21 protein-coding genes are annotated in these 21382 nt (G+C 71.6%); 11 read left to right on the top strand and 10 right to left on the bottom strand.

Translation table 11 applies throughout. The annotated features are described in order from the left end of the window. The first annotated feature begins 242 nt into the window (after positions 1-242). Both U9J66_RS00540 and U9J66_RS00535 read left to right on the top strand, forming a co-directional pair. Positions 243-1853 (top strand): BCCT family transporter, encoded by a 1611-nt coding sequence (locus U9J66_RS00540; RefSeq protein WP_326336635.1) that lies wholly within the window; start codon positions 243-245, stop codon positions 1851-1853. Between the two features lie 160 nt (positions 1854-2013). Next, the gene (locus U9J66_RS00535; protein ID WP_161112596.1) at positions 2014-3192 is read left to right on the top strand and encodes a saccharopine dehydrogenase family protein; all 1179 of its coding nucleotides are present in this window, start codon (positions 2014-2016) and stop codon (positions 3190-3192) included. Between the two features lie 22 nt (positions 3193-3214). Here the strand turns inward: U9J66_RS00535 and U9J66_RS00530 are convergent, their stop codons facing one another. Beyond that, complete coding sequence (locus tag U9J66_RS00530) at positions 3215-3646, bottom strand: hypothetical protein (RefSeq protein ID WP_326336634.1); 432 nt, start codon at positions 3644-3646, stop codon at positions 3215-3217. A 120-nt stretch (positions 3647-3766) separates the two neighbouring features. Between U9J66_RS00530 and U9J66_RS00525 the strand changes: the two genes are divergently transcribed. Continuing rightward, positions 3767-4705 carry an LLM class flavin-dependent oxidoreductase gene (locus tag U9J66_RS00525; RefSeq protein WP_326336633.1) on the top strand — a complete coding sequence of 313 codons (939 nt, stop codon included), beginning with the start codon at positions 3767-3769 and terminating at the stop codon, positions 4703-4705. A gap of 43 nt (positions 4706-4748) precedes the next feature. Here U9J66_RS00525 and U9J66_RS00520 read toward each other — a convergent pair whose 3' ends face one another. The 3 genes from U9J66_RS00520 to U9J66_RS00510 form a co-directional block, all read right to left on the bottom strand. Continuing rightward, complete coding sequence (locus U9J66_RS00520; RefSeq protein WP_014908225.1) at positions 4749-5750, bottom strand: hypothetical protein; 1002 nt, start codon at positions 5748-5750, stop codon at positions 4749-4751. A gap of 322 nt (positions 5751-6072) precedes the next feature. After that, positions 6073-7563, bottom strand: a complete 1491-nt coding sequence (locus U9J66_RS00515) for an aminopeptidase P family protein (protein WP_326336632.1) — start codon at positions 7561-7563, stop codon at positions 6073-6075. Between the two features lie 166 nt (positions 7564-7729). Next, the gene (locus tag U9J66_RS00510; RefSeq protein ID WP_326336631.1) at positions 7730-8266 is read right to left on the bottom strand and encodes a GNAT family N-acetyltransferase; all 537 of its coding nucleotides are present in this window, start codon (positions 8264-8266) and stop codon (positions 7730-7732) included. Between the two features lie 150 nt (positions 8267-8416). Between U9J66_RS00510 and U9J66_RS00505 the strand changes: the two genes are divergently transcribed. Then, positions 8417-9514, top strand: a complete 1098-nt coding sequence (locus tag U9J66_RS00505; RefSeq protein ID WP_017535239.1) for a pyridoxal-phosphate-dependent aminotransferase family protein — start codon at positions 8417-8419, stop codon at positions 9512-9514. A 21-nt stretch (positions 9515-9535) separates the two neighbouring features. On the opposite strand, the gene U9J66_RS00500 is transcribed toward U9J66_RS00505, so the two are convergent. Together U9J66_RS00500 and U9J66_RS00495 are read right to left on the bottom strand one after the other, a co-directional pair. Then, positions 9536-9757, bottom strand: a complete 222-nt coding sequence (locus U9J66_RS00500) for a DUF3099 domain-containing protein (RefSeq protein WP_014910199.1) — start codon at positions 9755-9757, stop codon at positions 9536-9538. Positions 9758-9801: 44 nt separating this feature from the next. Next, positions 9802-10755, bottom strand: a complete 954-nt coding sequence (locus U9J66_RS00495) for an oxygenase MpaB family protein (protein WP_014908204.1) — start codon at positions 10753-10755, stop codon at positions 9802-9804. 317 nt (positions 10756-11072) lie between these two features. Between U9J66_RS00495 and U9J66_RS00490 the strand changes: the two genes are divergently transcribed. Beyond that, complete coding sequence (locus U9J66_RS00490; RefSeq protein ID WP_326336630.1) at positions 11073-11786, top strand: nuclear transport factor 2 family protein; 714 nt, start codon at positions 11073-11075, stop codon at positions 11784-11786. 16 nt (positions 11787-11802) lie between these two features. Here the strand turns inward: U9J66_RS00490 and U9J66_RS00485 are convergent, their stop codons facing one another. Then, a complete protein-coding gene (locus tag U9J66_RS00485; protein WP_017535236.1) occupies positions 11803-12462 on the bottom strand; it encodes a response regulator in 660 nt (219 codons plus the stop codon). Then, positions 12459-13832 carry a sensor histidine kinase gene (locus tag U9J66_RS00480; RefSeq protein WP_326336629.1) on the bottom strand — a complete coding sequence of 458 codons (1374 nt, stop codon included), beginning with the start codon at positions 13830-13832 and terminating at the stop codon, positions 12459-12461. Before U9J66_RS00480 ends, U9J66_RS00485 begins: the two co-directional genes overlap by 4 nt. A gap of 133 nt (positions 13833-13965) precedes the next feature. Here U9J66_RS00480 and purB point away from each other — a divergent pair, with 133 nt between their 5' ends. The 5 genes from purB (at position 13966) to U9J66_RS00455 (ending at position 18173) form a co-directional block, all read left to right on the top strand. Continuing rightward, positions 13966-15396, top strand: a complete 1431-nt coding sequence (gene purB, locus U9J66_RS00475; RefSeq protein WP_014912533.1) for an adenylosuccinate lyase — start codon at positions 13966-13968, stop codon at positions 15394-15396. 161 nt (positions 15397-15557) lie between these two features. Next, complete coding sequence (locus U9J66_RS00470) at positions 15558-15728, top strand: hypothetical protein (protein ID WP_014910766.1); 171 nt, start codon at positions 15558-15560, stop codon at positions 15726-15728. 213 nt (positions 15729-15941) lie between these two features. Beyond that, positions 15942-16205, top strand: a complete 264-nt coding sequence (locus tag U9J66_RS00465; RefSeq protein WP_161112261.1) for a hypothetical protein — start codon at positions 15942-15944, stop codon at positions 16203-16205. A gap of 66 nt (positions 16206-16271) precedes the next feature. Next, the gene (locus U9J66_RS00460) at positions 16272-17087 is read left to right on the top strand and encodes an ABC transporter ATP-binding protein (protein WP_017535231.1); all 816 of its coding nucleotides are present in this window, start codon (positions 16272-16274) and stop codon (positions 17085-17087) included. Between the two features lie 162 nt (positions 17088-17249). Continuing rightward, complete coding sequence (locus U9J66_RS00455) at positions 17250-18173, top strand: serine/threonine kinase (protein ID WP_326336628.1); 924 nt, start codon at positions 17250-17252, stop codon at positions 18171-18173. A gap of 33 nt (positions 18174-18206) precedes the next feature. On the opposite strand, the gene U9J66_RS00450 is transcribed toward U9J66_RS00455, so the two are convergent. Both U9J66_RS00450 and U9J66_RS00445 read right to left on the bottom strand, forming a co-directional pair. After that, on the bottom strand, positions 18207-18608 hold the full coding sequence (locus U9J66_RS00450) for a four-helix bundle copper-binding protein (protein WP_014908409.1): 402 nt from the start codon (positions 18606-18608) through the stop codon (positions 18207-18209). Continuing rightward, positions 18605-19948, bottom strand: a complete 1344-nt coding sequence (locus U9J66_RS00445; protein WP_326336627.1) for an ATP-grasp domain-containing protein — start codon at positions 19946-19948, stop codon at positions 18605-18607. The genes U9J66_RS00450 and U9J66_RS00445 overlap by 4 nt, the downstream gene beginning before the upstream one ends. Before the next feature lie 262 nt (positions 19949-20210). Here U9J66_RS00445 and U9J66_RS00440 point away from each other — a divergent pair, with 262 nt between their 5' ends. Then, positions 20211-21176 (top strand): TIGR03557 family F420-dependent LLM class oxidoreductase, encoded by a 966-nt coding sequence (locus tag U9J66_RS00440; RefSeq protein ID WP_161112262.1) that lies wholly within the window; start codon positions 20211-20213, stop codon positions 21174-21176. The last annotated feature ends 206 nt before the right edge of the window (positions 21177-21382 follow it).

The raw sequence follows: 21382 nt of genomic DNA, 5'->3' as shown, positions 1-21382 counted from the left end.
ACCGGAAAACCCCCATGACCGGGGATAACGCGTTCGAGAACACACACCGGCGTGTGCGGTCGCACCCCGTTCACCCCGCCGCACCGGGGGAGAACGCACGTAGACTCCGTCGGGTCCCGTGTCCGGGGCCTTCGCCGTCCGCCGTGTCGGTACCGCTGTGACGGCCGTTCTCTTCAGACTTCCCGAAGCGCCCGAAGGCGTGCCCGGTCCCATGCTCCTATTCGAGGAGATCTCTTCACTCCATGTCCTCCGAACAGCGCACACCCGTGCCCAAGACCGGAAGTCGCCCCGACCCCTGGGTCATCGGCGTCTCCGGCGGCCTCCTGGTCGCGTTCGTCCTGACCGCCCTGATCCTCCCCGCGCAGGTGAGCGCCGGGGTCGACGCCGCCTTCGCCTGGTCCGCACGCTGGTTCGGCGCCTACTGGCAGGTCCTGCTCCTGGCCACCGTGGCCGTCATCACCGTCCTCGCCATGTCCCGCTACGGGCGGGTCCGTATGGGCGGTGACGTCACACCCGAGTTCGGCTGGTTCCGCTGGGTCGCCATGATCCTGACGACGTTGCTCGCCGCGGGCGGGGTCTTCTGGGCGGCGGCCGAGCCGATCGCCCACTACGTCGACGCTCCGCCGCAGTACGCCGACGTCCAGGGCGGCATGGACGGGGCCGCCGTCGCGATGGCGCAGAGCTTCGTCCACTGGGGCTTCCCCGCGTGGGCGATCGGCGGATCGCTCGCCACCCTGGTGATGATGCGCGGCGTCGAGAAGGGCATGCCCCTGCGCCCGCGCACCCTGCTGTGGCCGGTCATGGGCGACCGGATCCGCACCCACTGGATCGGCTCGGTCGTCGACATCTGCTGCGTGGTCGCGGTGGTCGCCGGCACCGTCGGCCCGATCGGTTTCCTCGGTCTCCAGATGTCCTACATCGGCGGCGAGGTCTTCGGACTCTCCTCCGGTTACGGGACCCAGGTGATCGTCATCGTCGGACTGACCCTGGTCGCCACGGTGTCGGTGCTCAGCGGCCTCGACCGCGGCATCCAGCTGATCAGCCGGATCAACGTCTGGGCCGCCCTGGCCCTGATCGTCCTGCTCGTGGGGCTGGCCTCGCTCCCCTACGTCGTGGACCTGTTCCTCCAGGCGAGCGCGGTGCACATCCGCGAGTTCGTGCCCATGACGCTGTTCCGCGGCGACCAGGAATGGCTCGGCTACTGGACCGTCTTCTTCTTCGGCTGGTTCATCGGCTACGGCCCGCTCATGGCGATCTTCATCGCGCGGATCTCCAAGGGCCGCACGGTGCGCCAGATCTTCCTGGGCGCGACCGTGCTGCCCGCCGTGGTCACCGGACTGTGGTTCACCGCTCTGGGCGGCACCGGTCTGTGGCTGGAGCAGAGCGACCCCGGGGTCATCTCCGGCCCCTACGCCGAGCACGGGCTGCCCGCCGCGGCCCTGGCCATCGTCGACGCCCTGCCGATGAGCGGTCTGACCGCCCTGGTCATGGTCGTGGTGACCCTGATCTTCTTCGCGGGCACCATGGACGCGATGTCCTACGCCATCTCCGCGTCGAGCATGCGCGAGGGCGAACCGCGCTCCCTGATCCGCGCGTTCTGGTGCGTGGGCATGGGCGTGGCGGCCGTCGTCCTGCTGACCATCGGGGACGGCGGCGTACAAGCGCTCCAGTCCTTCATCGTGGTCACCGCGGTGCCGGTGGGTCTGATCATGCTGCCGTCCCTGTGGACCACCCCTCGCCTGATCCGGGAGATGGCCGTGGAACAGGGGATCGTGACCCCGACCGTCCCGGCCGGAGAGGTCGCCGCCCCGGTCGAGGAGACCGCACCCGTCGAGGTGCCGGCCAAGGTCTGAGCCCGAAGCGACCCGAGAGGGCCCCGCCCCCGCCACGACGGCGGGGCGGGGCCCTTCGCATTCCCACCGGAACGATGGGCGGGGCCGTGCGGCGCGGGGCGACCTGACAGACTGGGGGACCACGAGGCGCGACACGATGGCCGATCGACAGAGGGTTTTCATGGAACGCGGTTACGACATCGTCCTGTTCGGCGCGACGGGGTACACGGGGACGCTCACCGCCGAGTACCTGGCCGAGAACTCCCCCCGCGAGCTGCGCTGGGCGTTGGCCGGACGGAACGGGGAGAGGCTGGAGGCGCTCCGGGCCGAGTTGGCCGAGATCGACCCGGACCGGCCCACGCCCGACCTGCTCCTGGCCGACATCGACGACGCCGCCTCGATCCGCTCTCTGGCCGCCTCCGCCCGGGTGGTCGTCACCACGGTGGGCCCCTACACCGACTACGGCGAGCCCTTGGTCGCCGCGTGCGCGGCCGAGGGCACCGACTACGTGGACCTGTGCGGCGAACCGGCCTTCGTGGACCGGATGTACATGAGGTACCACGAGACCGCCCGACGCACCGGCGCGCGGATCGTGCACTCCTGCGGTTTCGACTCGATCCCCTACGACCTGGGCGCTCTGTTCACCGTGGAGCGACTGCCCGAGGGCGTCCCTCTGCACCTGGAGGGGTTCGTACGGGCCAAGGGGACCGCCTCGGGCGGCACCCTGCGTTCGGCGTTGGGCGCCTTCTCCGACCTCGGCGGTATGAAGGAGGCCTCTCGGGAGCGGCGCGCGATGGAGGGCCGGCCGGAGGGTCGCCGGGTGCGGATCGACCGGAGCGGCAGGCCCCGTACACGCCTGGCCCGAGGGTGGACGCTGCCGCTGCCGACCCTGGACCCGCTGGTCGTGGCGCGTTCGGCCGCGTCCCTGGAACGCTACGGCCCCGACTTCTCGTACGGGCACTACGCGGCCTTCCGCCACCTGTCCAGCGCGGTGGGCGCGGCCGCCGGGGCCGCCGGTGTACTGGCCGCCGTCCGGGTGCCCTCTCTACGAGAGCGGCTCCTGTCGTTGCGCTCCCCTGGTGAGGGCCCCGATGAGGAGGCGCTCGCCGAGGGCTGGTTCACGGTGCACTTCGTGGGCACGGGCGGGGGCCGCAGGGTCCACACCCTGGTCTCGGGCGGGGAGCCCGGCTACGGAGCGACCTCGGGCATGCTCGCGGAGTCGGCCCTGTGCCTGTGGCGCGACGAACTGCCACCGACCTCGGGCCAGGTGACCACGGCGGTGGCCATGGGCGACGCGCTCATCGAACGTCTGCCCCGGGCCGGGGTGGAGTTCCGCGTGCTCGACGTGTTCGAGGACTGAGTCGAAGGGCGCGGGGTCGGTCTCACGACCTCCGGACGGCGTACCGGGCCAGGGAGAGCGCCACGGCGTCCTCCATGAGCGCGCCCTGCCAATCGGGGCGTCGTTCACCCCACCAGGAACGCCAGCCCAGCCCGAGCGCGGCGCCCACCGGGGCCGTGAGCGCGCAGATCCCCGCGGTCAGGGGAACGGAGGCCCCGGTCCGGCGGGCCAACAGGCTCCCGCCCCAGGCGCCGGAGAAGGCCCGGAAGAGCAGGCCGGGGCCCTCCGTTCGCGCCGGGGCCGCGGGGCTCTTGTCGCCGAGCATCTCTCCGGCGACCGTCAGTGCGGCCAGGCACCGCCCGCCGACCCGTCCCTCGTCGCGGGCCCGCGCCCACAGGGGCGCGCACGGTCCCAGGGTGCCGCGCGCGCCCGCGGCCAGGCCCAGGGCGAGGGCGCGGAGAAGGGGCGTTCGCATGTCGACTCCTCGTGTACGGGTGCGCGGTCGGTGGTCCCGCGCGGGGACGGTATCCCCGCTCTCCCCCGCCCCGAATCCGCCCCTTGACCTCTACCTTGGTCGAGGTTCGATCCTGGGGGTATGACGCACATCGAGATCGGCGCGGTCCTTCCCAGCGCCATGGACGAACTGACGGACCCGACCACCCCCGACCCGATCAGAGCCGCCCGTATGGTCGAGGAGCGCGGCCTGGAGTCCCTCTGGGTCGCCGACCTGGTCTTGGGCGACGGCACCCCCGCCTTGGAGCCGGCGCTCACCCTCGCCGCCGCCGCGGCGGTCACCGAACGGGTGCGGCTCGGCTTCGGGGTGCTCTCCCTCCCACCGCGCCCCGCCCCCTGGGTCGCCTCACAGGTGGCCACCCTCCAGCACCTGTCGCGGGGACGGATCGAACTCGGGGTGGGCATCGGCGGCTTCCCCGATTCCCCCTGGTGGCGGGCGCTCGGTGTGTCCCCTCGTGGCCGGGGTCGGGCCACCGACTCGACCCTGGACCTGTTGCCGTCGCTGGTCACCGGCGCGGAGACCTCCGTCGGAGAGGAGGGCACCCGGCTGCGCCTGGCCCCGGCCGCCTCCATGCCCCCGGTGTGGATCGGCGGTGGGGAGGCGGCCTTCGCCCGGGTCCTACGCCACGGCGGTGGCTGGTTCCCCTCCCAGCTCTCGCCGCCCGACCTGGCCGGAGCGATCTCCCGGCTGAGCGCCGCGGCCGACGAACGTGGGCTGCCCGCGCCTCCGGTGACGGTCGGTGGCCACCTCATCCTGGGAACGGACGACAGGGCCGAACGGGCCCGGGCCCTCCTGGTGCGCGAGCTGATCGAACACCATGGGATCTCCCCCGAGAAGGCGGAACGGGCGCCGATGGTCGCCCGCACCCCCGAGGAACTGGCCGGACTCTACACGGCCTACGCGGAGGCGGGCGCCCGGCGCGTGGTCGCCGGTGCGGACACCATGGGCTGGGAGGAGCAACTGGACTTCGTCGCGGAGGCGCTCTCCCATATGGACCGGGCCCCGTCTTCCGCCGGATGACGGCTCCGTCGGGGAGGGCGGCGGATACGGCGCCGGGCCGGGGTCAAAGGTCCACGTGAAGGGCGTGCACCCCTTCGGTGGTGGCCAGCACCACCACACCGTCGGGGGCCGCCACCAGGTCCTCCAGCTCGCCCGGCCAGGTGCCGGGGATCTCCGTCACCGGCTGCCCCGGCCGGTCCAGGTGGCGCACCCGCAACCGGTCCAGGTACCAGGAGCCGAGCCCTCCGGGGCGGGCGTCCTCCTCCTGGTAGACGGCGACCGCCTCGCCTCCCCACTCCACCAGGGAGGTCAGAGTGCGCGGCCCGCCCAGTTCGGCGACCAGCTCCAGGTCGGGGAGCGAGTGGATCCGGCCGGCCACCGCCAGCAGGGATCGGCCGCCCACCTTCGCGGCCACGGTCTCGGAGTCGGCGTGGCTCTCCACCTCGCCCAGGTACTCGCCGTCCTCCAGCCGGTAGACGCGTTCCCTGGGGTGCTCGTAGTCGGCGAGGATGACCGGATCGAAGCCGGGGTCCTGTCCGGGCGCCACCAGGTAGTCACCGGCGAAGGACATCCGTTCGCCGCGGGCCTCGTGGCCGGGCCGGGAGTCGGTGAGGTCGGGCACGGCGGCGCCGGTACAGGGGTCCACCGCCCACCAGCGGGTCGTGCCGTCGCCGTCCTCCCCGTAGAGGAAGACCACCGCCTCCTTGTCGACCACCCGCAGCGCGACGTCGTCGGGCCACAGCTCGCCCGGTTCGGCCAGGTCGGTCTCCAACAGCGGGCTGCCGGTACGCGGGTCGCGCACGGTCACCGAGCGGCGCGAGGCCTGGATCAGCACCGTCCGCGGCCATCCCCGCCCCTGCGGGGCCCGCGCCAGGTTCACCGGCCCCTGGGCCTCGAAGGCCGTTCCCAGGGGACGGAGGGAGCGGGTGTCGAAGGCCCGCGCCTCGTACCGCGACTTACGCGGGTCCGGGTTGGGGTCGACGTCGCCGTGGACGAGGACCGTCCGGTCCGCCAGGAACAGGCGCGGAAACCGCAACCCCCTGCGCCACAGCCGTTCCGCGCGCACGAGTCGCCCTCCCCGATCTCCTGTGTCTTTCCACGCCACCCCGACGTTATCGGGTGAGGCGACAGGGCGCCTCCCCGATGCTCAAGACGGCCGCCGTGCAGCGTACCGCGCGAGACGCCCCTCCGTTGACCTCGTCGGGCGTCGTTCGCCCCCGAAAGGGGACGGATCCCTCACTCCCCCGGCCCGGAACGAGCCGAGGCGGGCGTGGGCGGGATCGTCGTGGCCACCGTCTCCGCGCGCCGGCACGCGGAGAGTTCGCCGAGACGACGGCGGGCCGTCCCCCCGTGTCCAGGAGACGGCCCGCCGGTGTTCGCCGGTGTGGTCAGCGCGGCAGACGCTCGGCCAGCCAGGCCTCCACCTCGGCGGAGGAACGCGGCAGACCCGCCGACATCACGGTCCGGCCCTCCTCGGTGACCAGGACGTCGTCCTCGATGCGCACGCCGATGCCGCGCAGCTCCTCGGGGACGGTCAGGTCGTCGGGCTGGAAGTACAGGCCCGGCTCGACGGTGAGCACCATGCCCGGCTTCAGGTCGCCGTACAGGTGCGTCTCCTGACGGGAGACCGCGCAGTCGTGCACGTCCATGCCGAGCATGTGCCCGGTGCCGTGCAGGGTGTAGCGACGCTGTAGACCCAGCTCCAGGACGCGGTCGACCGGACCCTCCAGCAGGCCCCACTCGACCAGGCCCTCGGCCAGCACCCGCTGGGAGGCCTCGTGGAAGTCGGTGAAGGGACGCCCCGGGGCGACCGCGGCGATACCGGCCTCCTGGGCCTTGTAGACCAGGTCGTAGACCTTGCGCTGTAGATCGGTGAAGGTGCCCGAGATCGGCATGGTGCGGGTGACGTCGGCCGTGTAGAGGGTGGTGGTCTCCACACCGGCGTCCAGGAGCAGCAGCTCGCCCTCGCGGACCGGACCGTCGTTGCGGGTCCAGTGCAGGGTGGTGGCGTTGGGGCCGGAGGCGGCGATGGTGCCGTAACCGACGTCGTTGCCCTCCACCCGGGCGCGCAGGAAGAAGGTGCCCTCGATGTAGCGCTCGGAGGTGTCCTTGGCCTTGGGCAGGGTCCCGGCCACGTCCTCGAAGCCGCGCGTGGTGGCGTCCACGGCCTTCTGGAGCTGGGCGATCTCCCACTCGTCCTTGACCAGACGGTGGTCGGCCAGGGTCACGGCCAGTTCCTCGTCCAGACGGGCGGACTTGGCGCGGGCCTCGGTGTCGGCGTCGGCGCGCAGCTCGTCGACGATGGCGTCGACCTCGGCGTCGTGGCCGCGCACGACGCGGGTGGTGACGCCGTCGGCGCGCAGGGCGCCGGGCAGGGTGCGCACGTCGGCGGTGGCCACGCCCAAGAGGGCGGAGGCCTCTTCGAGGCTGTTGCGGCGCCCCGTCCACAGCTCGCCGTAGCCACCGAGCCAGAACTCGCCATTGTCACGGTCGGAACGGCCCTTGAGGTAGAGGACCGCGTCGTGGCCGCCGCCGTCCCGAGGGGTGAGCACCAGGCAGTTGCCGTCGGTGGTGTCACCGGTCAGGTAGGCGTAGTTCGTGGCGGCGCGGAAGGGGTACTCGGTGTCGTTGGACCGGGTCAGGAGCTGCCCGGAGGGGATCACCAGGCGCTCGCCCGGGAAGGCCTCGCTGAGGGCGGCACGCCGGCGGGCGGTGTGCTCGGCCTGCTCGATCGGCTCCAGGTCGCGCATCTCGGTGTCGGCCCAGCCGGTCCGCATCCACGCGGCGAGCTCGTCGGAGACCGACTGCGCCTGGCCGTTCTTGCGTGGACTGAACACGAAGGCGTCCGTCTCGGCCTCCGGGCGCTGCTGCTCGCTCACTCGTGCACTCTCCTCGTCGAGTTCGTCGAAAGGGTGGAAGCGGGTACGGGCCGCTGGTGGCGGCCCATGATCCATCGTAGGGGGCGGTACACCCGCCTCACCGCCCCCGGGACATAGCGTTGCCCATAACAACGCCCGGTGAGGGCCGGGCATGCCCGAGGGCTGGTCAGGCGCGCAGGTCGTGCGCGAAGGGGATCGCCTTGGGGTAGGGCAGGTCCTCGATGGTGGTCGGGTCGACCCACCGGTAGCCGATCCGTTCGTAGAGGGCCACCGCCTCCGGCTGGGAGGGGCCGGTGAAGAGCACGACCGCCTCGTAGCCCAGGTCGCGCGCGGTCTCCTCCAGCGCCGACATGATGAGCCGGCCCAGGCCTCGACGGCGGTGACGGGCCGAGGTCCAGATCCGTTTGAACTCGACCGTCCTCGGTCCGTCCTCCGTCGCGCCGGGGTAGGGGCGCAGCGCGCCGCCCGCGACGATCTCGCCGTCCAGTTCGGCCAGGACCAGGCGCCCGTGAGGGGCGGCGAACTCGGTGATCGGGTAGCGGCCGAGTTCGGCGGCGGCCCCCTCGGCGCCATAGCGTTCGCTGTACTCCTCCAGGAGCCCGTCCAACAGCCCCTGGACCCTCGGGTCGTCGTGCTCCACCCGCAGGATCCGCGCCGTCTCGGCGTCGGTCCCGGGTCCGTCGCTCCGGACCGCTCCGGTCATGAGATTCTCCCCTCGCCTACCGTTCCCACCGCCCGGTTCTCCACCCCGGACACACGGGTGTCCGTTTCGTCCGCCGAAATCCTACGGCTCCGGAGGCCGCGACCGGACCCCGATTTCTCCCTGGTCGGAGAGGTCTCCTAGGGTGTGCCCATGTCAGTCACCGAACGCATCCTTCTGGGACCGGGGCCGAGCAATCCCTACCCCGAGGCGACCCTGGGCCTGGCCGCCCCGTTGCTGGGCCACCTGGACCCGGAGTTCCTCGCTCTGCTGGAACGCACCTGCGATCGCCTCCGTTCCCTGTGGGGGACCGAGAACCCGCTCACACTGCCCCTGTCGGGAACCGGTTCCCTGGGGATGGAGACCGCCTTCGCCAACACCGTGCGCGACGGCGACGTGGTGGTCGTCGCGGTCAACGGCCTGTTCGGTGAGCGCATGTGCGAGGTCGCCGGTCGCTATGGGGCCCACGTGATCCGGGTGGACCACGAATGGGGTCGCCCCGTCGACGTGGAGCGCGTACTGGCCGCCCACCCCTCCCCCGCGATCGTGGCCGCGGTGCACGCCGAGACCTCCACCGGCGTGGTCAGCGACATCGGCGCGCTGGGCCGGGCCCTGCGCGAGCGTTCCGACGACACCCTGCTGCTCGTGGACTGCGTGACCTCCCTGGGCGGCATGCCCATGGAGCTGGACGCCTGGCGGGTCGACATCGCCTACTCGGGCACCCAGAAGTGCCTGGGCGTGGCCCCGGGTCTGGCCCCCTTCACCTTCTCCGAGCGCGCCTGGGAGCGCCGGGTGCAGTCCCCGCCGGTCTGGTACGTGGACCTGGGGCTGCTGGGCGCCTACGTGCGCGGCGGTCCCGGTGGTCGCGCCTACCACCACACCGCCCCGACCGCGATGGTCGCCTCCCTCGACGCGGCCCTGGGCCGGATCGAGGAGGAGGGCCCCGAGGCGGTGGCGGCCCGTCACGAGGAGGCCGGCGCGCGGCTGCGCGAGGGGCTGACGGAGATGGGCCTGGAGCTGTTCGCGGAGGAGGGCCACCGTCTCTCCCAGTTGACGTCGGTGCGCGTCCCCGAGGACGTCGACTCGGCCAAGGTCCGTGAGCGGCTGCTGCGCGAGTTCGGTCTGGAGATCGGCGCGGGCGTGGGCCCCTACGCGGCGTCGATCTGGCGGATCGGTCTGATGGGGCACAACGCGCGCCTGGACCGGGCCGAGCTGGTGCTGGCCGCCCTGCGCCGCGTCCTGGAGCGCTGAACCGGCTACGGGCCCGACCGCCTACTCGGCGTTGGGCCCGTACCTGTTGTCGTGGTCGCGCGGATCGTCCGGGTCGGAGATGTTGCCCAGGGTCACCGCGATCGGCGGCAGGAACATCGCGATCACGCACATCGCCACCGCCCACCCCGTGCCGAACAGGTAGTACACGGGGGCGGATCCGGCGAACAGCACCAGGCACAGCCCCATGACGAGGGCGTACTGGACCTTCCTGCGTTTGACCATGTCACCTCCGGTCTCCCGTTGGTGTGGTCGTCCCTTCTCCCAGGCTATCCCGCCGGTTCGGGGACGGTCGAGCGCGTTCGGGGCGCCGCGGCGACGGTCGGAGGGCGTGTCCTCGAGCGGGCGAACGAACGCAGAGCCCTGGCCGTGTCCCTCTTCCGGTAGCCGGCCTCCAGCAGACGGCGCTCGGCGTCCTTGGCGCTGCGCACGGTGGCCTCGTCCAAGAGCAGGTTGTAGTAGCGCTCGGGCACCCGGTCCAGCCCCGAACGCAGCATCCGCAGCCCCGCCGTGGCCGCCGCGCGGGCCCCGGGGGTCTCGGGCAGCACCCCGTAGGCACGGCGCGCCCAGTCCGGCAGGGTCGTGTACGCCATCGCGCCCACCGGGAACCACAGCGGTTTGAGCGGGGCCGCCCAGGCCAGCCGTTCGGGAAGATCGGGCCACAGCAGGAAACGGACCACCTTCCGGGCCTCGGGGGTGACCCTCAGGGTGGGACGCACCATGGCCAGATAACGGCGCATCCCGGCCAGGTCGCGGGGCACGTCGTCACGGGACAGACCCACGTAGCCGGCGGTCCGGGACTGCTCGTCCAGGTAGCGGTCCATGTCCTCCTCGCTCAACCGCAGCCCGGCCCGCCGGGTGGTCTCCAGATAGGAACAGACCTCCGCGCAGTGCACCCACACCAGGAGATCGCGCTGATCGGCCCGGTGACGACGCCCGGTCCCGGGATCGGTGAAGGTCAGGGCCCGGTGGACGCGACGGATACGCGCGCCCAACGCGTCGGCCTCGTCGGGGCTCCCATAGGTGGTGACCGCGACGAAGTGCGCGGTGCGCAGGAGACGACCGGTGGGATCGGAACGAAAGTCCGAACGCTGCCACACCCCCTGCATCGCGATCGGGTGCAGGGCCTGGAGCATGAGCGCCCGCACCCCCGCCACCCACATGGAGCGATCGAGGTGGATACGCCAGGTGACGCTTTCGGGGGGTGCGACCGTCGGCTGCATCCTGCTCTCTCCTCCGGGTTCAGGCGGGGGGTGCTCCGGAGTCGGGCCGACGGTCGGGGCGCGCCCGGCACGGCGGCGCCTTCCGAAGGCGTCCGACGGAAGGGGATTTTTCCCATGACGGGGACACTTCGAACGTCACGACCGAGTCCGGTTCGATCTTCGGCCTCGTAGGCCCCGCCGCTCCCCCTTCACCGGCCGGGCAAACCCTGACATGACCGGAGATTGATCGAAACGGGGGCAGGGTCGGGAGGACGCTGGAAGGAGAGGCACCCACAAGTGGAGCGTGCCTACCGTTCCTCCGGAAGGGGGTCTTCCCCATGGCGGACACGACCAGCGGCACCCGATTCGACATCGAGGCGTTCCGTCGGGCCGTGGAGGAGGGCGACGTACGAGCCCTCGTCAGCAGGTTCGCCGACGACGCGGACATGGAGACCGTGGACCGCCGCACCCCGCCCAGCGCCCCCACCGTCATCCAGGGGCGCGACTCCATCGAGGACTTCATCCGCGAGGTCTACTCGATGGACCTGGACCACGAGGTCCTGGACTACGTGACGGACGGCGACCACGCCGCCTACACCGAGCGCTGCACCTACCCGGACGGCCTCACCGTCAAGAGCATCTCCATGCTGGACCTGTCCGACGGCGAGATCGTCCACCAGTCCATGGTGCAGGCCTGGGACGAGGAGTCCCCCGAATCCGTGCGCATCGGCGACTTCGACGCCTCCGACGAGCGCATGGAGTTCGATCACGGGCACTCCGAGGTGGTGCACCTGGGCGGCCAGAACATCAACCGTCTCACCCTGGAACCGGGGTGGCGCTGGAGCGAGCACCTGCGTCCCGACATCGGGACCGACCTGTGCATGCTCACCCACTCGCTCACGCTCATGCGGGGCACCATGAGGTTCCGTACCTCCGACGGTGTCGAGCGTGAGCTGAAGGCCGGCCAGGTGGCGTTCGTCCCGCCCGGGCACGACGCCTGGGTCGTGGGCGACGAGACCGTGGTCGTCCTGGACCGCTCCATGGACGGCTGAGCGTCCACGTCCGGGTTCAGCCGGCCTGGCCCCGCAGATAGGCCAGGACCGCCTGGACCCGGCGGTGCACACCGTCGTCGGGCGGCAGGTCGAGCTTGGCCAGGATGTTGCCGACGTGCTTGCCCACGGCCGCGTCCCCGACCACCAGCCTGCGGGCGATGGCGCTGTTGGAATGTCCCTCGGCCATGAGTTCGAGCACCTGCCGCTCCCGGGCGGTGAGCCTCTGGAGCGGGTCCGCGCTGCGGCGCAGCAGCTGACGGACCACCTCGGGGTCGACGAAGGTCGCCCCCTCGACGACGTTGCGCAGCACCGAGGCGAACTCCCGTACGTCCCCCACCCGCTGCTTGAGCAGATAGCCCACGCCCTTGCCGTCCCCGGAGTCCAGCAGGTCGGTGGCGTAGCTCAGCTCCACGTACTGGCTGAGGGCCACCACCGCCAGATCCGGATGTTCACGGCGCAGCCGCACGGCAGCCCGCAACCCCTCGTCGCTGAAGTCCGGCGGCATCCTGATGTCGGTCACCACGAGCCCCGGCCGGTGCTCGGCCACCGCCTCGACCAGCTCCTCGGCGTCGCCGACCGCGGCCACCACCGGGAAGCCGAAGCGCTCCAGCACCCCTACCAGCCCCTCGCGGAGCAGCACCCCGTCCTCGGCGAGCACGGTCGGAACGGGGGTCACTTCGCCGCCTCGGGGCGATCGTTCGTACACGGCAGCTCCACTCGGATCCGGGTCGGCCCACCCACGGGACTCGACAGATCCATTGTGCCGCCCATGACCGCGACCCGGTCCGCCATCCCCGTGAGGCCGCTGCCCCGCGCGGGGTCGGCGCCCCCGGGCCCCTGATCGGTCACCTCCACCACGAGCGTCTCCCCTCGGGGGTCCCCGCGCAGTTCGGCGTGGACGGTGACGGCCTCTCCCCCGGCGTGCTTGTAGACGTTGGTGAGCGCCTCGGCGACGACGAAGTAGGCGGTGCCCTCCACGTGTGCGGGCGGACGTCGGGGCAGGTCGGTCGCGAGGGAGACCGGGACCGGGGTGTGATCGGCCAACTCGGCCAAGGCGGCGGGAAGACCCCGGTCGGACAGGACCCGCGGATGGATCCCGCGTACCAGCTCGCGCAGCTCGTCGATGAGGTCGTCCACCTTGACCTGGGCCGCCACCACGCGCAGATCGGCGGGCGAACCCTCCTCCAGATCGACCCGGGCCATGCCCAGGTCCATGCTCAGCGCCACCAGACGCTGCTGGGCCCCGTCGTGCAGATCGCGTTCGATCCGGCGACGCTCGTACTCGAAGGCGTTGGCCAGACGCGCCCGCGACTCGGTGACCTGGTCCAGTTCGGCGTAGAGCTCCTCCTTGGGCGGGCCCACCAGGAGTGCGCGGGCCACCACGCCGTGCCCGTAGGAGAGCGCTCCACAGCAGTACACGAGCAGGATCAGCACCACGGGAGAGAGCAGGGCGTAGGGGACGGCCTCGGCCGGACTGGTCAGCACCGTCCATCCCATGCTGACGTACTCCTCCCCGTCGGAGGCGAGGATGAGCGGGCTCGCCGCCAGGACCAGGGTCAGGGTGGTCAGGGAGCCGACCAGGACCAGGGCCAGACCGAACCCGACCGCCATCACCCCCGCGTAGGCGACCTCCCGCCACGTGGACGCCTCGGTGTAGCGGGTACGGACCCACCCCCACAGGCCGGGCGGCGGGGTCCGATGGCCGCTGCCGGCGGGGCCGGGCAGGACCAGCCGGAGGCGGCGCCGTTCCAGGGCCCCCAACGGGATCGCGACCAGCGGGGCGAAGAAGAGGACCATCGCCACCCCCGCCACGAAGGTGAAGACCATGTAGCCGGCGACGGAGGTGTCGCGGCCGATCATCGAGACGAAGATCGCCCACGGCGCGTAGATCGGCGCGGCGACCAGCAACAGGACACCGCCCACCATCAGGGTGGTGAAGGTGTAGGCCAGGGCCCGCCAGGCCCATCCCGTGACCAGGTAGCGCGGGCCGGTCATCGCCCGCAGCAGGGTGTCCGGCCGGGCGCCGGAGCCGATACGCGTGTTCATGACCTCCAAGCTAGGGCTCGGGCCCCGCCCGGGGACATCCGTCGGTCCCACCGATCCGGGGTGGGGAGCGCCCTACCCCGAGTGGACGGGTGGGGCACCGGACCCGCAGTTCAGAACGGTAGGGTGAGCTGACGTGAGCGCGAAACCCGTCATCCCCGATGTCCTGGCCGCCCGCTACGCTTCCGCGGAGCTGACCCGGCTGTGGTCCCCCGAGTACAAGGTGGTCGCCGAACGGCGCCTGTGGCTGGCCGTACTGCGCGCCCAGGCGCGTCTGGGCGTGGAGGTCCCGGCCGGTGTGGTCGAGGACTACGAGAAGGTCCTGGAGCAGGTCGACCCGGCCTCCATCGCCGAACGTGAGCGGATCACCCGCCACGACGTCAAGGCGCGCATCGAGGAGTTCAACGCCCTCGCCGGGCACGAGCACGTGCACAAGGGCATGACCTCGCGCGACCTGACCGAGAACGTCGAACAGCTCCAGGTCCGCGACAGCCTCCTTCTGGCGCGCGACCGCGTCGTGGCGCTGCTGGCCCGACTGGGCCGGCTGTCCGCCGAGTACGGCGAGACCGTGATGGCGGGCCGCTCCCACAACGTGGCCGCGCAGGCCACCACGCTGGGCAAGCGGTTCGCGTCGATCGCCGACGAGGTGCTGGTCGCCTACGGACGGCTGGAGGAGCTGATCGCCCGCTACCCGCTGCGCGGAATCAAGGGTCCGGTCGGCACCGCCCAGGACATGCTGGACCTGCTCGGCGGCGACCGCGAGGCGCTGACCACCCTGGAGAACGAGGTCGCCGCCCACCTGGGCTTCGAGCGGCGGTTCACCAGCGTGGGCCAGGTCTACCCGCGCTCGCTGGACTTCGAGGTGCTCACGACGCTGGTGCAGCTCGCCGCAGGCCCCTCCTCGCTGGCCAAGACGATCCGCCTGATGGCCGGACACGAGCTGGTCACCGAGGGCTTCGCCGAGGGCCAGGTGGGCTCCTCGGCCATGCCGCACAAGATGAACACGCGCTCCTGTGAGCGGGTCAACGGTCTCACCGTGATCCTGCGCGGCTACGCCTCCATGGCCGGCGAGCTGGCGGGCGACCAGTGGAACGAGGGCGACGTGTCGTGCTCGGTGGTGCGCCGGGTCGCGCTGCCGGACGCCTTCTTCGCCTTCGACGGTCTGATCGAGACCATGCTGACCGTCCTGGACGAGTTCGGCGCCTTCCCCGCGGTGATCTCCGCCGAGCTGGACCGCTACCTGCCGTTCCTGGCCACCACCAAGATGCTGATGGCGGCCGTGCGCGCCGGCGTGGGCCGCGAGACCGCGCACGAGCTCATCAAGGAGCACGCCGTGGCCTCCGCCCTGGCCATGCGACAGGAGGGCGCGGACAACCTCCTGCTGGACCGGCTGGCCGCCGACGAGCGCTTCCCCTTGGACCGCGCCGCCCTGGACGCCCTGCTCGCCGACCGGATCACCTTCACCGGTGCCGCCGCCGACCAGGTCGCCGAGGTCGTGGCCCGCGTGGACGCCGTCGTGGCCGCCCACCCCGAGGCCGCCGCCTACAAGCCGGGCTCCATCCTGTAGCACCGCGTTTCACGAGGGGCCCGTGGTCGAACACGACCACGGGCCCCTTCGTATGTACGGCCCCGTCCGTGTATGAGCCGGCTCACGGGGGTTAACACTAGGTTTGAAAGTTAACACCTATTACGATCGGGGTGCCGGACCGTCTTCCGACAGGAGCCCCCATGATCGACCCCTCCTCCTTCGACACCGCCCTCACCGCCCTCGGCGTGATCACGGCGATGGTCTTCGCCTTCGGAGTGGCCGCCCTGTCCGACATGGCCATGCGCCGCCGCGAGGACCGCGCCGCCCGCTCGGACCGGACCCCTTCCCCCGACGGCTCGCGCCCCTCCTGACCCCCTCCGACGAACAGCCCTCATAGGGCGGGCTCGGGAAGGTGGCGGGGGCGGGGGGTCGGTTGTAGGCTGGTCGGGACCGCCGTCGGGCGGTCGGAAAGGCGGGCACGAGGATCACGGCAACGACGCTCATCGCCATGAACCCTCTTACCGGGGTCTCCATCCGCGACCGAGCCTGCCCGGAACCTCCTCGCCTCGATCGACCCACCGCTCGTGTTCGGGTTCCTCGCGGCCATCGCCGCGGGGCTGTTCCTGTGCCGGGTCGCGCTGGGGATCGCTGACCTCCTCGTCCGGATCCTGGCCCACAAGGCCGACCGACGATGGCCGGGGCTCCACGCCCGGAACGTCTCGCCACGGGCGCCCATGAGCGTCGTGAACGAGATCCACGGAGACGGGCGCGGCACCATCGTCCAGGTCGGACGGATCGACCGGCTCCACCTCCACACCGCCTCCCCGGCGGACCCCGACCCGCCCTGAGCGCCGGGGTCCGCCGGCCGTGACCGGTCGCCCGACATCGCCGACCCACAGCCGAAGGAGAGCCGTATGCCCACCCCCGTCCTCGAACTCCGGGGCGTGACGTTCCGCCGGGAGGGTCGAGAGATCCTCCACGGCGTCGACATGACCGTCCACGCCGGTGAGCGCTGGGCGCTCCTGGGCCCCAACGGCGCGGGCAAGAGCACGATCCTCGGGTTCTGCGGGGCGCGGACCCACCCCACCTCCGGCACCGTCCACGTGCTGGGGCACCGTCTGGGCCGTGTCGACGTCCAGGAGTTGCGGCGCGAGATCGGCCATGTGAACCCGAGGCATCCGCTCGAATCGGCGCTCACGGTGCTGGAGCTGGTGCTCACCGGGATCACCGGCACCATCGAGACGCCGCCCCGGTGGAGCCCCGCCCCCGAACAACGGGAGAGGGCGGAGGAGCTGATCCGCGAGGTGGGTCTGTCCGAGCGTCTCCTCGCGCGGTGGCCGACGCTGTCCCAGGGTGAGCGGGGCCGGGCCCTGATCGCGCGCGCCCTCATCGCCGAGCCGCGTCTGCTGCTCCTCGATGAACCGACGACCGGTCTGGACCTGGCCGCCCGCGAGCGGCTCCTGGAGACCCTCGACGATCTTTCGGTCGGTCCCGCGGAGACGACGTCGGTCCTGGTCACCCACCATCTGGAGGAGCTTCCCGAGACGACGACCCACGCTCTGCTCGTCTCCGGCGGCGCGGTGGTGGCCTCCGGTCCTGTCGAGGAGTCGGTGACGACCGAGACGATCACGCGGGCCTTCGGGTATCCGATCGGCGTCGAGCGCGTGGGAGGCCGGTGGAACGCCCGTTCGCTGCGCGGTCGCCGTCTGGAGGGTGCGGGCGCGGCCTGAGCCGAGGGGCACCGCGTCTCGGGCCGGTTCAGGTGGACTTTTTCCGTTCCGGCCCGTTATGCCCTTTGTGTCGGCTAGCCTCGAGGAGATCGCCCTGTTCAGGGCGGTCTCTTACCCCTGGCGCCCGCTCCGCCTCCGTACGCTCGTGAAAGACGGAGCCCCATGTCCATCCCCCGACACCCCCCGCATACGCCCGGAGCGCCCGCACGGAAGATGTCCACGGCCGCCAAGGTCGGCGTGGGCTGCGGCGGCTGCGCCGTCCTGGCCCTGATCGGCCTCGTCGGGCTGATCCTGCTCGGCATGCTCGTCTCCACCCCGGAGGGATCGGCGGCCGAACCCTCCCCCGTGGAGGAGGTCGTGCCCGAGCTGGTCGGGCTGTCCCTGCCGGAGGCCGAGGAGCTTCTGGAGGAGGCCGACCTCGACCTGGGCGAGCCGGAGCTCGTCGCCTCCGCTGACGAGGTCGAGTGGACCCGTTCCGCCATGGTCGTCTGCGCGCAAGACGTCGCCGACGACACCGCCGTCCTGGGTCTGGCCCCGGAGGGGGTCGACTGCCCCGAGGAGGACACCGACCCTCAGGAGTGGCCCGCCCTCCCCTCCTCCGAGGGGCAGGATCTCTCCGATGCCCGTGAACGGTTCGAGTCCCTGGGCCTGACCGTCGTGGTCGAGAGCGCCTTCGGCGACGTCGACGCACCGGCGACCGACGCCGCCGATCTCTCCGTGTGCGCGCAACGTCCGGACGAGGGCGAGGAGAACGCCCCGTTCGACGACGGGCTCGAAGTGGAACTGTTCGTGGTCTCCTCCGGGCAGGAGTGCCCGGCGCGGGTCGGCGACCCGAGTCCCGAGCCGGAACCGGAGCCCGAGCCCACCCCCGAGTCCGTGCCCGAGCCCGCGCCGGCCCCCGAGAGCGCCCCCGCTCCGGCGCCCGCGCCGGATCCGGAACCCGCGCCCGAGCCCGCCCCGGTGGAGGGCGTCCACCCCGGGTCCTTCTGCTCGCAGCACTGGCAGTTCGGCCGGACGAACAACGGGACGCTCATGCAGTGCACCACCACCGCCGAGGACTCCCGGTTCCGCTGGCGTTCCGCCTGACCCGAGAGCCCTCGGGGCCGGCCCGGAGCAGCCTCACAGGACGGCGAGCAGTTCCCGGCAGGCCGTGGCGCACCGGCGGCACGCCTCCGCGCAGAGACGACAGTGCTCGTGCGCGGCGGCGTGCCGTTCGCATTCGTCGGCGCACCGGTCACAGGCCTGGGCGCAGGCCTCCAGGACCGCCGAGACGAAGCCGTCCTCCTCCGCGGTACGCCGGACCAGGATCCGTGTGGTGGCCTCGCACAGGTCGGCGCAGTCCAGATCGGATCGGGCGCAGGAGATCAGGTCGGCCGCGTCCTCCTCGCGCATGCAGGCGTCGGCGCACACCACGCAGACATGGGCGCAGTCGTCGGCGGCCTCCACCGCGGCGCTCACCTTCCCTCCCACGCCCTCGGGGTCGTCCGGGTGGGCGTACAGCATCCTTCCGATGACGCTCATGGGGCGATACCTCCTGTACGACGTCTCGTGAACGCGTGCGGTCGTGAGAAGCGCAGGGGGAGTGGTCGCGGGAGACGGTTCCCTCGGGCCGTCTCGTCCTCGAACTCGAAGCGGAGGGCCTTGACGCAGTGTTCGTACTTGGCCTGCATGTCCAGTTCGTCCTCGCCGCCGGTGACGATCCTGGCCAGTTCGTAGCCGGGGGCGTCCTGGGCGAACATCTCGGAGAGGCGTCGGCCCGTCTCCGGCACGATCCGGATCCGTACACCGGGCAGGGTCCTCTCCAACGCCCGCACCTCCCCCGTGGTGGGGACCCGGGCGACCACCCCGTCCCGGAACCGGCGGTGGTACCACTCGGCGGCCACCGGGTACCCCTTCTCCCCGACTTCGGAGAGGTCGGGGTCCTCCCCCAGCGCCAGGCGGAGCACGCGTTCGTGGTCGGCCACCCCGTCCACGAGTTCGAACAGGGCGGTGTGGCTCTGGAAGGGTCGAGGGTCGATCTCCACGATGTCGATCCGGTCCTCGATCGGGTCGTAGGAGAACTCGACGACGAACGTCGTGGAGTCCAGGCCGTGATGTTCGACGACCCGTTCGGCGATGTCGGCGAGGCGCCGTCGTATCTCCCCCGGCATCGCCGAGGGGTACTGATGCCGGAGGAATACGGGGGTTCCGGGGAAGTCGACGGAGTCCAGCACCGCGTACACGGTGGCCCTTCCCCGGTACACGTATCCCTCAACGGCGATCCGGACCCCGTGCGGCGCGCCCTCGGCCAGACAGTGGTGTCGATCGGCCTCGGCGACCTTCTCGGGTGGATCCATCCGCTCCATGACGCTCTCGAAGGGGCGGGAGCGCCGGTCGGCCCCCTCCCTCAGGAGTTCGACCGCTCGGGCCAGGCCCCGATCGTCCTCCACGCGGAAGGCCGGTTCGTGGGAGACCGAATCGATGGGTCTCATCCACAACGGATACTCCACGTCCGGTCGGGGGTCGTCGAGATCCAGGTCGACCAGGGCGAAGGGCGGGTGGGCGTCGGTCACCTCCGCCTGGAGGAGCCTGCTCCAGTATCTGTGCCCGCAACGGACGACCGCCTCCGGTCCCGGTCCGGGCAGACCGCGTTCCGCGCACAGGATCGCCACGAGCAGAGTGCCGCTGAGGTCGCGATGGCCGATGACGGCGTCCACCGACCCGTCGAAGTCGTCGAGCACCCTTCGAGCGGCGTCGAGGGACCGTTCGACGTCGATCTCGCCGCTCGGCAGACGATGGAATCGACAGTCCCGCCCGGTCGGGGTCCTTCTCCACAGGTCGTGGTCGCGTTCGTCCATGCCCATGACGAACACGTTCCTCATGGCCTCGCACCACCCTTCGCACGTGGTCGTGAACGTTCGGAAGGGGTCTGTCAACGCGACTACCCGGGTCACACGCGTCTCATACGTACCGACCACACCAATTCCGTCGGACCTCGTCACCTCTCCGACCGGCCGTTTCCACGACGTGGACGTCGGGTAGCCGTACTCCCACATCCACCGTCCGCCCACCCGACCGAACGGAGACGGCGATGCGCGGTCCGGCGACCTTGAACATCGACCACCCCTGAACCGGGAGGACGACATGACACGTTTCGGATACTTCCTCGCGAGCGAGGAGCACGGCCCGAAGGAGCTGGTCCGGCAGGCGCGGGCCGCCGAGGAGGCCGGGTTCGACGCGCTGTGGATCTCCGATCACTATCATCCCTGGCTGGACTCGCAGGGGCAGAGTTCGTTCGTGTGGTCGGTGGTCGGCGCGATCGGACAGGTCACCTCACTGCCGGTGACCACCGCCGTCACCTGCCCGACGACCCGGATCCACCCGGCCGTCGTGGCCCAGGCCGCGGCCACGGCCGCCGCCATGACGGACGCCGGCTTCGTTCTGGGCGTCGGTACGGGCGAGGCGCTCAACGAGCACATCCTCGGCGATCCCTGGCCGCACGCGGCCCGGCGGCTCGCCATGTTGGAGGAGTCCATCGAGGTGATGCGCCGTCTCTGGGAGGGCGGCACGGTCAGCCATCGGGGCGAGTTCTACACCGTGGACACCGCGCGCCTGTACACGCTCCCCGAGGAGCCGCCGAAGGTGTACATGTCCGCGTTCGGTCCCAAGGCCACCGCTCTGGCGGCCCGGGTCGCGGACGGCCTGGTGCAGGTGTCCCCGGCCCCGGACACGATCGCGGACTTTCGAGAGCGGGGCGGCAGGGGCCCGGTCCAGGGCGGGCTCAAGGTGTGCTGGGCCGCGGACGAGGGGGAGGCGGTGCGCACCGCGTACGAGCGCTGGCCCACCGAGGCCCTGGTCGGGGAGGCCTCACAACTGCTGCCCTCGCCCCGCCACTTCGAACAGCTCACCTCGGGCCTGGTCACCCCGGAGATGGTGGCCGAACAGGTTCCCTGCGGTCCCGATCCGGAAGAGCACGTCGCCGCGTTCGAGCCCTACCTGGAGGCGGGCGCGGACGAGGTCTACGTCTGCCAGGTGGGCGACGACCAGGACGGTTTCTTCGACTTCTACGCGAGGGAGGTCCTGCCCCGACTCCGCGCCTCCGGTTCCTAGAGAGCCGCGCCCCCTTACCGACGGGTGCCCACGTGCGACCCGCGACGGGGCCAATGTCGCAGCAAGAGTCACTCAAAACCGGACATCGGTGTTTTCCCGCCCCTGGAACCCGGGCATCGTCGCTCTCGACGCCTCCGTGCCGTCCTCATCCCCCGCCATCACCGGACGGCGGCGGGGGCGTACGGCCGGCGACGTCACGTCGCCCG

The organism is Nocardiopsis sp. LDBS1602, from assembly GCF_035818715.1.
GTDB classification, from domain to species: domain Bacteria; phylum Actinomycetota; class Actinomycetes; order Streptosporangiales; family Streptosporangiaceae; genus Nocardiopsis; species Nocardiopsis alba.
This window is presented reverse-complemented; position numbering and strand designations above follow the sequence as displayed.

Excerpts from the sequence above, each read along its gene's own strand:
- U9J66_RS00540 (WP_326336635.1), top strand. The coding sequence starts at position 243 with ATGTCCTCCGAACAGCGCACACCCGTGCCCAAGACCGGAAGTCGCCCC.
- U9J66_RS00535 (WP_161112596.1), top strand. The coding sequence starts at position 2,014 with ATGGAACGCGGTTACGACATCGTCCTGTTCGGCGCGACGGGGTACACG.
- U9J66_RS00530 (WP_326336634.1), bottom strand. The coding sequence starts at position 3,646 with ATGCGAACGCCCCTTCTCCGCGCCCTCGCCCTGGGCCTGGCCGCGGGC.
- U9J66_RS00525 (WP_326336633.1), top strand. The coding sequence starts at position 3,767 with ATGACGCACATCGAGATCGGCGCGGTCCTTCCCAGCGCCATGGACGAA.
- U9J66_RS00510 (WP_326336631.1), bottom strand. The coding sequence starts at position 8,266 with ATGACCGGAGCGGTCCGGAGCGACGGACCCGGGACCGACGCCGAGACG.
- U9J66_RS00505 (WP_017535239.1), top strand. The coding sequence starts at position 8,417 with ATGTCAGTCACCGAACGCATCCTTCTGGGACCGGGGCCGAGCAATCCC.
- U9J66_RS00500 (WP_014910199.1), bottom strand. The coding sequence starts at position 9,757 with ATGGTCAAACGCAGGAAGGTCCAGTACGCCCTCGTCATGGGGCTGTGC.
- U9J66_RS00495 (WP_014908204.1), bottom strand. The coding sequence starts at position 10,755 with ATGCAGCCGACGGTCGCACCCCCCGAAAGCGTCACCTGGCGTATCCAC.
- U9J66_RS00490 (WP_326336630.1), top strand. The coding sequence starts at position 11,073 with ATGGCGGACACGACCAGCGGCACCCGATTCGACATCGAGGCGTTCCGT.
- U9J66_RS00480 (WP_326336629.1), bottom strand. The coding sequence starts at position 13,832 with ATGAACACGCGTATCGGCTCCGGCGCCCGGCCGGACACCCTGCTGCGG.
- U9J66_RS00470 (WP_014910766.1), top strand. The coding sequence starts at position 15,558 with ATGATCGACCCCTCCTCCTTCGACACCGCCCTCACCGCCCTCGGCGTG.
- U9J66_RS00460 (WP_017535231.1), top strand. The coding sequence starts at position 16,272 with ATGCCCACCCCCGTCCTCGAACTCCGGGGCGTGACGTTCCGCCGGGAG.
- U9J66_RS00455 (WP_326336628.1), top strand. The coding sequence starts at position 17,250 with ATGTCCATCCCCCGACACCCCCCGCATACGCCCGGAGCGCCCGCACGG.
- U9J66_RS00450 (WP_014908409.1), bottom strand. The coding sequence starts at position 18,608 with ATGAGCGTCATCGGAAGGATGCTGTACGCCCACCCGGACGACCCCGAG.
- U9J66_RS00445 (WP_326336627.1), bottom strand. The coding sequence starts at position 19,948 with ATGAGGAACGTGTTCGTCATGGGCATGGACGAACGCGACCACGACCTG.
- U9J66_RS00440 (WP_161112262.1), top strand. The coding sequence starts at position 20,211 with ATGACACGTTTCGGATACTTCCTCGCGAGCGAGGAGCACGGCCCGAAG.